Origin of the sequence: Alterileibacterium massiliense (assembly GCF_900104645.1) — a bacterium.
GTDB lineage: Bacteria > Bacillota > Clostridia > Peptostreptococcales > Anaerovoracaceae > Alterileibacterium > Alterileibacterium massiliense.
In genome coordinates this window covers 430,275-442,959 of the sequence record NZ_FNWE01000002.1, presented here as the reverse complement: position 1 = coordinate 442,959, position 12,685 = coordinate 430,275, and the positions used below count along the sequence as shown (strand labels likewise).

9 protein-coding genes and 1 tRNA gene are annotated in these 12,685 nt (G+C 36.8%); 1 reads left to right on the top strand and 9 read right to left on the bottom strand.

Translation table 11 applies throughout. The features are described 5' to 3' along the window. The 6 genes from murB to BQ5371_RS03875 form a co-directional block, all read right to left on the bottom strand. A complete protein-coding gene (murB, locus tag BQ5371_RS03900) occupies positions 1 to 927 on the bottom strand; it encodes a UDP-N-acetylmuramate dehydrogenase (protein WP_235821177.1) in 927 nt (308 codons plus the stop codon). Further along, a complete protein-coding gene (locus BQ5371_RS03895) occupies positions 917 to 2,221 on the bottom strand; it encodes an AI-2E family transporter (protein ID WP_071132611.1) in 1,305 nt (434 codons plus the stop codon). The genes murB and BQ5371_RS03895 overlap by 11 nt, the downstream gene beginning before the upstream one ends. A gap of 11 nt (positions 2,222 to 2,232) precedes the next feature. Next, the gene (trpS, locus tag BQ5371_RS03890) at positions 2,233 to 3,375 is read right to left on the bottom strand and encodes a tryptophan--tRNA ligase (RefSeq protein WP_083377419.1); all 1,143 of its coding nucleotides are present in this window, start codon (positions 3,373 to 3,375) and stop codon (positions 2,233 to 2,235) included. Next, complete coding sequence (locus BQ5371_RS03885) at positions 3,362 to 4,018, bottom strand: 5-formyltetrahydrofolate cyclo-ligase (protein ID WP_083377418.1); 657 nt, start codon at positions 4,016 to 4,018, stop codon at positions 3,362 to 3,364. The genes trpS and BQ5371_RS03885 overlap by 14 nt, the downstream gene beginning before the upstream one ends. Positions 4,019 to 4,024: 6 nt before the next feature. Next, positions 4,025 to 5,404, bottom strand: a complete 1,380-nt coding sequence (locus tag BQ5371_RS03880) for an MATE family efflux transporter (protein WP_071132610.1) — start codon at positions 5,402 to 5,404, stop codon at positions 4,025 to 4,027. 178 nt (positions 5,405 to 5,582) lie between these two features. Next, positions 5,583 to 8,360 (bottom strand): cation-translocating P-type ATPase, encoded by a 2,778-nt coding sequence (locus BQ5371_RS03875; RefSeq protein WP_331462934.1) that lies wholly within the window; start codon positions 8,358 to 8,360, stop codon positions 5,583 to 5,585. Between the two features lie 623 nt (positions 8,361 to 8,983). On the opposite strand from BQ5371_RS03875, the gene BQ5371_RS03870 reads away from it, so the two are divergent. Further along, a complete protein-coding gene (locus BQ5371_RS03870) occupies positions 8,984 to 10,432 on the top strand; it encodes an alanine/glycine:cation symporter family protein (RefSeq protein ID WP_071132609.1) in 1,449 nt (482 codons plus the stop codon). Positions 10,433 to 10,546: 114 nt separating this feature from the next. Here the strand turns inward: BQ5371_RS03870 and BQ5371_RS03865 are convergent, their stop codons facing one another. From BQ5371_RS03865 to BQ5371_RS03855, 3 genes are all read right to left on the bottom strand, one after another. Then, positions 10,547 to 11,137: a SanA/YdcF family protein gene (locus BQ5371_RS03865; RefSeq protein WP_159428254.1), complete on the bottom strand. Its 591-nt coding sequence runs from the start codon at positions 11,135 to 11,137 to the stop codon at positions 10,547 to 10,549. Positions 11,138 to 11,448: 311 nt separating this feature from the next. Continuing rightward, complete coding sequence (locus BQ5371_RS03860; protein WP_071132607.1) at positions 11,449 to 12,297, bottom strand: BRO family protein; 849 nt, start codon at positions 12,295 to 12,297, stop codon at positions 11,449 to 11,451. Between the two features lie 262 nt (positions 12,298 to 12,559). Beyond that, a tRNA-Thr gene (locus BQ5371_RS03855) sits at positions 12,560 to 12,634 on the bottom strand. Positions 12,635 to 12,685 lie beyond the last annotated feature (51 nt).

Sequence of the window (12,685 nt, the reverse complement as noted above, 5' to 3'; positions counted from 1 at the left end):
TTAATCTATTATTCTGACTTCAGGTTCTAGCATGATGCCGAATTTCTTATTAACTTCTTCCTGCACATGATTCATAAGTTCTATTACATCAAAATAACTAGCCCCACCATTGTTAACAACAAAGCCTGAGTGCTTTTCTGATACACTTGCTCCACCAACTGAATATCCCTTTAGCCCCGCTTCTTCAATTAATGCGGCTGCATATCCATTCTGAGGTCTTTTAAAAAAGCTTCCCGCACTCGGAAGATTGGTCGGTTGCTTAGATCTTCTACTTTCTCCAAGTTCGTCAATCTTTGATTTAATAATATTTGCTTCACTTGGAATTAACTTAAGCAAGGCTGATATAACTATATCATTGCTACCTTCAACTGCACTGTGTCTATATGAAAATCCCATGTCTTCACCGCTGACTTTGCGAATGTTTTTACCATCTTTGCTCATGATATCGACTTCACAAATGACATCTTTCATCTCTCCTCCATATGCCCCAGCATTCATGAATATTGCACCACCGAGGCTTCCTGGAATACCGCTCGCAAATTCCATGCCAGAAAGAGAATTTATAGAAGCAAAGTTGCTAACTTTTGAAAGCAAGGCTGCCGATCCGGCGTAGATTTCATCTTCTCCCCTTTTTTCAATTTTTTCAAAATCTCCTGCGAGTTTTATTATAATGCCGTCATATCCACTATCTTTAAATAATAAATTTGAGCCATTACCTATAAGCAAATGTTTGATATTTTCATTTTGAACAAATGATAATATCCTGCTAAGTTCTTTCTCATTTTCGCACACAATAAAGATGTCTGCAGGGCCGCCAATCCTAAAAGATGTATGGTTTTTCATCGGCTCACCCTTTATGAGATTTTCTTTTTTAATTCCGAGATTTAGAATTTTTTCATATATCAATTCTACTTCTTTATTTGTCACTTTTTTTCTCCATGACCTTGCCTGCATCAAGCTTATATGCTTCAAGGTAGTAATAATCATCTGAGAACAAGGCTTTTTCTTTGTTCTCAAGCTTTTTTGTTACCGCCATATTTACATATCTATATATCACTGCAAACACCGGCACTCCAAGAGCCATTCCGAGGAAGCCGAAGAGCCCTCCGCCTACAATTACAGCAATTAGAACCCAGAAACTGCTCATTCCTATAGCTGTTCCAACCACCTTAGGCCCTATAATATTTCCATCAATTTGCTGGATAATCAAATCAAATATTAGAAAATAAACTGCGTGTATTGGGCTTTCAAGTGTTATAAGAAGTGCTGCTGGTATTGCACCTATAAAAGGTCCAAAGAAAGGTATGATATTAGTTATACCAACTATTACACTGCATAGTATTGGAAGCGGAATACCGAATACGGACATCACTATAAATGTTATTACGCCTATTATTATACCGTCTATAATTCTTCCAACGATGTACCCTATAAATGTCGTATTTATTATATATGCGAACTGGAATAATCCGCTTGCCCTCTTTTCAGAGCAAGTTGCAGCAACTATTTTTCTGCTTATAGCAAATATCCTATCCTTGAAATTCAATAGATATATAGCTATGAGCATTCCAACAACTATATTAATAATTGTTTTCATAGCATGGAATAATCCGTTAGATATTTGCGTGGCGAGGTTTCCTGCATCTCTTACATTTAATATATTTGCCTGAATCCAAGCTATAATGTCTGTAGTTCCTGTATTTGTAATCGTATCTATCTGCTTAATCAACGGAGGATATTTTGATAGATGTGCGTGTGACCACTCTCTTAAATTCGTCATTCCTGCCGGTATCTTATACATGACATTCACGATGCTGTTAAAAAGCTCAGGAATAACAAGATAAGCGATAAGGGTAACAAAGAGCACAAGTATTGCAAGGCAGATAATTGTTCCTATTACCCTAGAAACTATCAATATCCTATTCCCTTTTTTTAGAGCCTTTTTCACCTCACTAGCCGCCTCAGTTCCACTGCTAGCAGAGTATGCCTTTCTATTTATTAATTTGAATGTCTTGCCCACTATCCTATTGTAAATAGGGCAGAGCAAGAAGGCTATTACTATGCCGATGTAAAGTGGCATGAGTGCTGAATTTATCTTCTTAATCAAATCTCCCGCATCTGCAGTCCTTATCAGGTTGTTCAAAAGCATGAGCATAAACCCACCTATGATAAAAACTAGCATAGCTTTAAAATATGGACTTTTATAAATTTTTTTAATCATATATCACCCGTTTATTTGTTCCACTCTTCAAAATAATTAATTTTCATAGCTCTTTTTACTTCTTTTAATGTTTCGCCTGCAACTTTTTGGGCAGCCCTTGTTCCATCCTCAAGTATCTTTATAACCTCATCTAAATGATTTTCATAATATGAACGCCTCTCTCTGATAGGGTCGAGCATCTGATTCAAAACCTTGAGCAGGAATTTCTTGACCTTTACATCTCCGAGCCCTCCTCTTTGATAATGTTCCTTTAGTTCATCTAAATTCTTATATTCTGGTAGGAATTTCTCAAAATCTTCATCGTTACTGAAAGCTTCAAGATAGGTGAAAACCATGTTTCCCTCAATTTTCCCAGGGTCCTCGACTCTGATGTGCTCAGGGTCAGTATACATGCTCATGACCTTTTTCTTTAACTCTTCTTCCGTATCACTTAGATATATTGCATTTCCAAGCGACTTACTCATCTTAGCCTGTCCATCTATTCCTGGTAGCCTTAGGCAGGCTCCATTAGGAGGCAGATATATCTCTGGTTCAACAAGCACATCGCAATTATATGTTCTATTGAAGCTCCTTACTATCTCTCTAGTCTGTTCAATCATAGGCTCCTGATCTTCTCCAACTGGAACAATTGTTGCCTTGAATGCTGTAATATCAGATGCCTGACTTATCGGATAGGTAAAAAATCCAACAGGTATATTGTTATTAAACCCTCTGAGTTTTATCTCCGTCTTTACGGTTGGATTTCTCTGAACTCTTGATACTGTTACCAAATTCATATAATAGATTGTCAGCTCGTGAAGCTCTCTTATCTGTGACTGTATGAAAATGTGTGCCTTATCAGGGTCTATTCCGCAAGCGAGATAATCAAGGGTGCACTCTATTACACTTGAAGCCACTTTTTCAGGATTGTCAAAATTATCTGTAAGTGCCTGTGCATCAGCGAGCATTATGAAAACCTCGTCCATTTCACCTGAATTTTGTATCTCAAGTCGCTGACGGATTGAACCCACATAGTGTCCAAGGTGAAGCTTTCCTGTAGGTCTATCCCCAGTCAGCATTATTTTTTTATTGTTTTTATTGTTTTTGTTGCTTTTGTCGCTTTTGCAATTATTGCTATTTTCTTTATTTATATTCTCAATATTATTCACATTCATAATATGTATTCTCCTCTGTTATCACTCTGTTCATCTTAATATCGTTACTTTCTGTATATATGTAATCTGCCAAAAGCTCTGAAAAGCAAAGGCACACTTTTCGAATTTTATTCCCTGCTTTCCCAGATAAAAATCTGTCGTAATATCCGGCTCCATGTCCTAGTCTATTACCCTCCTTATCACAGGATAGGCAAGGAATTATTGCCAAGTCTATCTCGCTAACATCTACTAATGGATTTTCAATCTTAGGTTCTCTTATCCCAAGAGTTCCACTTTCTAAAGGATATGTCCTACCATCTTCAAAATATATCCTGCTTTCCATAATACCATTTCCTAGGCATCTTGGAATAGCAATTCTTTTTCCGTCCGAAATAGCTTGATTTATTATCTTATCAGTCTGCACTTCTCTTTCAGTGCTCATATAGCAAAAAATTGTCCTCGCTTCCTTATACCATCGCATATCAAATAATGCCTTTGCTATCTCGAGGCTCGCAAGGTCTATATACTCTCTTTCGAGTTTTTTATATCTATCCCGTGCTTCTTCTCTTTGCATATTTTTTATTTGCATATTATTTATTTGTTTATTGTTTATATATTTGTCTTTTATTTTCTTATCTTTCGTTCTTTTAACTTTTATATCCATTTCATCTTATAAATTATTTAAATCTGCTTTAATATCCATCGGCCCTATTATATCTCTCTTGATTTTCCTAGCAAACCATACTGACATCGTAAAACCAACTATCTCCGATATTGGGAACGCCCACCAAATAGCGGTAACATCTCCGGCAAGGGATAGCAGATATGTAACTGGAATAATAACGAGCAGCTGCCTAGAAATCGATATATACATACTGTAAATGCTCTTTCCAAGTGCTTGAAATACCGCTCCCATAGTAATGGCATAGCCCGCAAAAGGAAAATTAATTGCGATAATTCTAAGCATTGATACTCCAATATGAATCATCTGTTCTGACGGGTCAAACAAGCTTAGAAGAATATCAGGAATTGCCCAGAAAATTATTGAACCAGCGAGCATCATTCCTATTCCATACCTCTTTCCTATCTTCATTACCTCTCTCATTCGCTGAGGCTTATAAGCACCATAATTATAAGCGATAAGTGGAACTATGGCATTGTTTAATCCAAATACAGGCATGAATATGAAGCTCTGCAATTTAAAATAGATTCCGAATGTAGCGACCGCAGTTGATCCAAATCCTGCAAGTATAATGTTTATGAATAATATCATAACTGAGCTTACCGACTGCATGATTATGCTCGGTGCTCCTATCTTATATATCTCCTTTATATCTGCTAAATTAGGTCTAAACCCTCTCTGGGTAAAATTAACATCTTTATTCTTATGAAAATTTATAAAGAAACCTATTATTACCGCCACCAGCTGTCCAATTACCGTCGCATAGGCAGCACCTGCAACACCTAGCTTAGGAGCTCCCAGAAGTCCGAAGATTAGTATTGGGTCGAGTATTATATTTGTAACTGCACCGGAAGCCTGAGTGAATAGTATGTAAAGCGTTTTTCCTGTTCCCTGAAGAAATCTCTCGAGCATTATCTGAATAAAGATGAATATCGAAAATCTTGTTACTATTGTAAGATATGTCGTGCCAAGCTCAATGATATTTTTGTCATCTATCTGAAAAGCCATGAAGCTCCTCGCTCCAAAGCTGACCATGAAGAAAAATATATAACTCATCAAGGCTAGAAAAAGCCCATTCTGTGCAACGCTATTTACCCTCTTATAATCCTTTGCTCCAAGGAATCTAGATAGGAGAGCACTCATACCGATGCCCGTACCTATGGCAACTGAAATCATGAGCATCTGAATTGGAAATGTTATTGAAACTGCAGAAAGTGCATCTTCTCCAATTCTTGCTACAAAAATGCTGTCAACCACATTATATAATGATTGTACGAACATCGAAATCATCATAGGCAGTGCCATTTTTATAAGGAGACCGTGCACGGGCTCTCTTCCCATTTTATTTTCTTTCAATTCTTCTTTCATCTATTCTGACCCAATCAAAATATTTCAAATGCAAGATATATCGCACGCAGAATATATCGCAAATTTTTATGCAAAATTAATACAAAATTCAACTAAAATTTCTATTAAGCTAAAATCCTATAAAACTATTTCAGTTAAACAAAAAACCAAATTATATTATATAGAGCTATCCAGCTTTCTATTGCTCCTCATGACCAAGTTTTCGCTTTATCAATTTAGCTATTTCAACAAGAGGAATAATCATGAATGCAAGCACCATTGCTGCCGAATACTCTCTTATAGAGATCTCTGTAAACTCAAAGAGATTCGCAATCGGTTCTACCGAAATCACAACTGTCGTCAAGAGGAGTGCAGCTCCTGCTGATAACCACAGCCACTTGTTTTGATTTTTTATCGTAAAAATGGAGTTAACTCGTGATCTCATATTAAATGAATGGAAGATCTCACACATGGACATGGTCAAAAATGCCATCGTTATCCCGTGCTTGCTCTCCGTTATTTCAAACACTCCAGTCTCCATATAATGCCCTAGGAAGTATGCTGTTAAGATTAGTATTGTTATTAACACGCCTTGATAAAGGGTATCTGTTCCAAGTCCTCCAGAAAATACTCCTTCATTTGAACGGCGAGGTTTTCTCCTCATCGCATCTTTTTCGCCAATCTCAAGTCCTAGTGCAAGTGCAGGAAGTGAATCGGTTATTAGATTTATCCAGAGTATATGTGCCGGCTCAAGTATTGTGAAACTCAGAAGCGTTGCAGTAAGAATTGCTAGAACCTCGCTAATATTTGAAGCGAGCAGGAATTGTATCGCCTTTCTTATATTCGCATATACCCTTCTTCCCTCTTCAACAGCTGACACTATGGTTGCAAAATTATCATCTGCAAGTATCATATCGGCAACATTCTTTGTAACATCAGTTCCAGTAATTCCCATGCCTACGCCAATGTCTGCCGTCTTAATCGCAGGTGCGTCATTAACTCCGTCACCCGTCATAGCCGTTATCATCTTATTAGCTTGCCAAGCCTTAACTATTCTAACCTTATGCTCAGGCTGAACCCTCGCATATACTGAATATGTTCCTATATTAGCTGTGAGCTCCTCATCTGTCATATCATCTAGCCTTGCTCCAAGGATAGCCTCATCTTCGCTCTCTATTATCTCAAGCTCCTTAGCTATAGCGACCGCAGTATCAAGCTGATCTCCTGTTATCATTATAGGTCTGATTCCAGCCTGCCTGCATTCCTGAACTGCCTCTTTTGCTTCTGGTCTAACAGGATCTATCATTCCCGTAAGTCCTACAAATACCATATCTTTTTCGAGTTCCTTGCTATCGAAGCTATTTGGCTTATCATCATAGAGTCTAATTGCAAGTGATAGCACCCTGAGTGCCTTGCTTGCCATTTCTAGGTTTCTCTCATTTACCTTTTTCTTCTTTTCTTCATCTAAATTGACAATCTCACCATTTTCTAAAATATGTGTGCATTTTTTCAAAACGACATCGGGAGCTCCCTTTGTAAACTGCACATAATTTGACTTTGAAATCAGGTCGGAAATGAAGTCATCTCCTTCTGAAATAGCCATGCTTAATCGATTATGATGTACTGTCGACATCATTTTTCTACCTGAATCAAATGGTGCTTCCCCAATTCTTGGATAATCTTTAATGATCTCAGCTTTTTTTATCCCCTTTTCGCTCGCATATTTTACAAGAGCAGCCTCGGTCGGTTCTCCAATTATTTCAACCTCATTTCCCGCGTTTACTTCCTCTGCATCTGAAGCGAGTGCCATTCCTGTTGCAAGCAATTTCTCATATGGCGAGCTATAGTCCACTACAGTCATCTTATTTTGCGTGAGTGTTCCCGTCTTATCGGAGCAAATCACCTGTGCACATCCAAGAGTTTCGACCGCTGTAATCTTCCTTATGACAGCATTCCTTTTGGACATCTTGGTCACACCTATGGATAAAACAATTGTCACAACCGCGACTAGTCCCTCCGGAATGGCAGCAACCGCAAGTGAAATAGCGAGCATGAATGTATCTATCATGACATCTATGTTCACGCTCTTTGCTTCGATTATTCCAAGTAGAAATACGAGAACGCATATAGCACCTATGGCAATTGTAAGTATCTTGCTGAGCTGAGCTAATTTTTTCTGAAGTGGGGTCAGTTCTTCTTTCGCCTGCGATATTGCATCGGCTATCTTTCCCATCTCAGTATCCATTCCTGTGCCAGTTATAACAGCCTTGCCTCTTCCATATACGACAGTGCTTCCCATATAAATCATGTTCTTTCTGTCGCCTAGAGAGATTCCCTTTTCTCCATCTGGAATTTCAAGCATTTCTTCCTCTTTTGTAACTGGAACGGATTCTCCTGTAAGAGCACTTTCTTCAATCTTAAGAGATGCACATTCGATAATTCTTCCATCGGCAGGCACAGCATCTCCTGCTTCTAAAATTATAATATCTCCCCTCACAAGGTCTTCGCTTTTTATGTTAATAATCTTACCATCTCTCTTAACCTTAGAGGTTGCAGCCGTCATCTTCTTGAGTGCATCAATTGCTTCCTCCGCCTTGTTTTCCTGAATAACACCAAGTACAGAATTTAAAATTACAACAAATAAAATTATGAATACATCTGCTGGAGATTCCTTTTGATATATTGCTGTTGCAAAAGATAAGAGGGCTGCAGCTAGGAGAACTAATATCATCGGGTCTTTAATCTGATCGAGAAACCTCAGTATAGTGCTTCTCTTCTTTTGCTCAATCAATTTGTTTTTCCCAAATTTCTTAAGCCTCTCATCAGCTTCTGAAGATTTAAGCCCATTTTTTCTGCTCTCCTCTTTTTCCAAAACCTCACTTGCAGGCTCAAGATATGGATAATAATCTTCATATTTTTCTTTATTATTTATAATTGTATTTTCCATTTTTTCGTTGCCAGCCATTTTTTCTTCCATTTTTCTATTATCCTTATATCATTTCTATTTTTAATACTAGCTTTTATCTATCTTATATCTTAAAAATATTTCTTTAATATTTCTTTACATCTATTTACATTTATTTAATAATAACTCTTTTCAAATTATATTATTAATAATCATATAATTATATAAAATTTGAGAATATATAACAAGAATTCAGGCTCACAAATTAGATTTTTCCATTTCTAAATTTGAATCATAATTTGACTTAGGGTCTGCCTCCCCGTTTGACTTAACAAAGCCCTACAGTCTTCTTTTTTGTATTTTTTATATTTTTGTCTTAATTTTAGTACAATTTTTTCCCTTGAAAAATCTAGCTTTTAGGATATTTTGTACAATTTTTACAATGTTTTATCATATTTTATTGTTGACAAACTAAATTCAATAGGTAAAATTGTACTAGAAACAGTACAATTTTTGAATTAAGACCGATGTTACTAGACTTAAGTAACCTGAAGTCGGTCATTTAATTTATTCATTTTTAGCAATAAGCTTGAGATTAAAGCTCCGATTTACTTACGCTTAGTATGACTAATATGAATTTTCAAAAGGCGTACTGGTGTTGGCTAAAATCCAAAGATAACTTGGAGGTTGAATTTATGAAAGCATTTACACAAGCAATTATAACTATCGACGGATATGTCTGGGGTACCCCGCTTATCGTAGCAATACTCGGCGTTGGTTTACTCCTCACCGTAAGGCTTGGTTTTCTTCAGTTTAGAAGACTAGGCAAAGCCTTAAAGTACATGACACATAACGAAGTTGGTGGAGAGGGTGAAGTATCCAGCTTTGCCGCACTTACGACTGCACTAGCTGCTACAGTAGGTACAGGTAATATCGTAGGAGTTGCTACTGCTATAGTTGCTGGTGGACCTGGTGCACTATTTTGGATGGAAATAGCCGCTCTATTCGGAATGGCAACAAAGTATGCTGAAGGTCTTTTGGCAGTTAAATACCGTGTTATGGACGACAACGGTCATGCGATAGGTGGTCCATTCTATTATATTGAAAATGGTCTTGGTAAAAAATGGATTCCTCTAGCTAAGGCTTTTGCACTCTTTGCCGCGATTGCTGCAGCTTTTGGTCCTGGTACTATAACTCAGGTAAATAGTATCACTCAAGCTATAAATAATGTATTTGACCCTAAGGCTAGCAATATCGCATTCTCAATTGGTGAAAATCAGTACACATGGACTACAGCTATATGTGCCGTCGTTATTACGACCTTGGTTGCTCTAATTCTTATCGGTGGAATACAGAGAATCGCATCTGTTGCTTCATTCCTCGTACCATCGATGATGGTAATATATGTGGTCACAGTAACTGCGATGATTATTTATAATATAAATGCTGTTCCTGCCGCTTTCGTAACTATATTCAAGAGTGCTTTCGGAATTAAGGCTGTAGGTGGAGGAGCTCTTGGTGCTATGATGGCTGCAATGCAAAAGGGAGTTGCAAGAGGTATCTTCTCTAACGAATCCGGTCTAGGTAGTGCTCCTATCGCAGCAGCTGCTGCACAGACTAGAGAGCCTGCTCGTCAAGGACTTGTTTCAATGACTGGTACATTCTTAGATACAATAGTTATATGTACTATGACAGGGCTAAGCATAGTCCTCACAGGTTCATATAATGTTGGTCTTGACGGTGCTGATGTAACTATAAGAGCCTTTGGAAAAGCTTTACCTTGGAGTCAGCAGTTCGGTGCAGTAGTTCTAATGACATGCCTGACAATTTTCGCTTTCACTACTATTCTTGGCTGGAACTACTACGGAGAAAGAAGTATGGAATATCTTACAGGCGGAAGTCAGAAATCAGTAATGATATATAGATATGTATATATATTAGCTGTCTTCTTTGCTCCATTCCTCACTCTCGAATTTATTTGGACAGCTGCAGACATATTCAACGCTCTTATGGCAATACCTAACCTAATTGCACTTATTGCATTAAATGGAGTTGTTGTATCTACAACTAGAGATTACTTCAAGCGACTTGATGCAGGTCTTATTGACGAGGGCCCTGCCTTCAAGAAGAAAAAGAAAGCATAAATTCTTAATAATACTCAAGTTATATTTACATAAAGTAAAAAATGTGGCAGTGCTTATTAATTATAAGCCTCCACATTTTTTATTGGATTTACTTATCAATATTAAATTTTTATTTTACCAAGATGGGTATCCCTTTCCTTTAATATCTATTGTTTCTCCGAGATATGTCGGCTTTGGTTTAACAATCATCTTCATAAAGTCCTTGGTTCTTGCAAAGACTTCCCTCATTAAATCCTTATTATTCTTATCCCTATTAACATCTTCGCATGGAACTCCTTTGATTGATAAACCCAATTTCCTACCTATGTAAACTGCCCTAGGTTGATGAAAATCCTGCGTTATTACTATCGCTTTTTTTACATTGAACACCTTTTTTGCTCTATACATAGATTCGTATGTTGAAAACCCCGCATGGTCTAAGAAAATATCTTCTCCTGATATACCCTTGCCTAGGATATAATCTTTCATAACTTCAACTTCGTTATATTCGACCTTTCCATTGTCGCCTGTCAAAAGTAGCTTTTTTACAAACCCTTTATTATATAAATCTATTCCCTTGTCGAGCCTAAGTCTTAAAATCTCGCTAGGCATTCCGTCTGCTCTTACCGATGCTCCAAGTATAATGGCACAGTCTTGTGGCTTCTTTTTAAACTCAATATCTGCCTCTTTGTCATCTAATATATATGCCTTTGAATAATTTAGCATATACAAATTGATCGCCATTATAGTTAAAATGAAAATTATAAGTAGTGTAAATAAAACTTTTATCCTCTTTATCATAACCACGATATTTTAGCACATTTAAAAGATGAAGTATGATAATTATGCAAAATCTGCACCAAAGTGCAGTGCAGACTTCCATATTAATTATGACAATATTATAATTAATATCTGTTTGTTAAACCTTCTATGCTAAATATTTACCCCAAATATTTTAATTTACCTATATGCTAAAGGTTTACAGTTTTGTTTAATTGGCTTTGTAATACATAAAGCTCTTGTTTTCTTACCATTGCCTATTTCTCCATATCTATAGTCTTTGTAACATCATCAATCAGCTTGCCAAAGTCAATTGCATTTTTTGATGTAATTACAGGTTTACCTGTTTCTGATTCTATTTCTTTTCTTGCATTTCCGGCAATACTACCGCCACGCTTTGCTACTTTTTTATTTTCTTCCAAGCCCTGTGGATTGGTAGATTCTGCAATATCCTTTGTCGCAGTTTCTGCAAGCATATTTAATATAAGTTCAGTAGTGGACATATTGTCCCTAAGATTTTCCTTTTTTAGACCTTTCAATTCTTTATGCTGCCTTGTTGTCATACCGGACCAAGCCTTTGATATTTCATTGGTAAGAATTGCATATTCTTTTCCCTGCGTTACTCCATGGTCTTGCCACGAGTCCGTAAGTTCTTTTCTTACCTGAATAGCTTGTAATCTTTGATTGATCCATTCTCTAGTGTAACCTTTTTTGAGATAAGTTACTAAAGCCCTATCTATTGTAATCTCGGGGTCAATTGTTTCGTCAATCCTTTCTTTTCCGACTTCAGCTAACCACATCTTAAAAGGTTCAGCTTTTGGGGACGGAACTGACTGAATAATACGAAATATCCCTTGAATATCTGCAACATCTGTATTTCTCATTTTTCCGTCCGATGCTTTCATTTTCAACTGGCTACAAATTGTAGCCAGTTCATTTCCTTCTTTTTTTAGTCGTGTTTTTAGAACGCTCCAATATTTTCTTGGATTTTCACTTTCTGTAAGAATCCCAATAATATCAACAATACTAAAATACCACTCTTCCTTTTCTCTATCCCAAGAAGAACGAATCTTATTCCCTTCAAACAATTTTATATCATTGTCCATTACTATCCTCCAGCATAAATTCCAATATATCATTAAGTGTTCGGTTTAAATCTCTTACTTTCGCCAAGCAAAAACTTTACCCAATATGCTTCTTCTTTATTAGCTTACTTTCATTCATTTATATTATAATACATTTTTCTATCGTGTATATGTTTATTAATACTGCAGAGCAAAATATTACAGCTTCATTGTATTCACATATTCTGAATCAATAAAAAGCCCTCAATGCTATTAAATCAAGCAGTTTGAGGGCTTTTCTGTGTGGAGCTGCCGGCGAGAATCGAACTCGCAACCACTTCATTACGAGTGAAGTGCTCTACCATTGAGCCACGGCAGCAAATATTAAAAAATTTACGATGAATATTATATATTATTTTTCCTATAATTA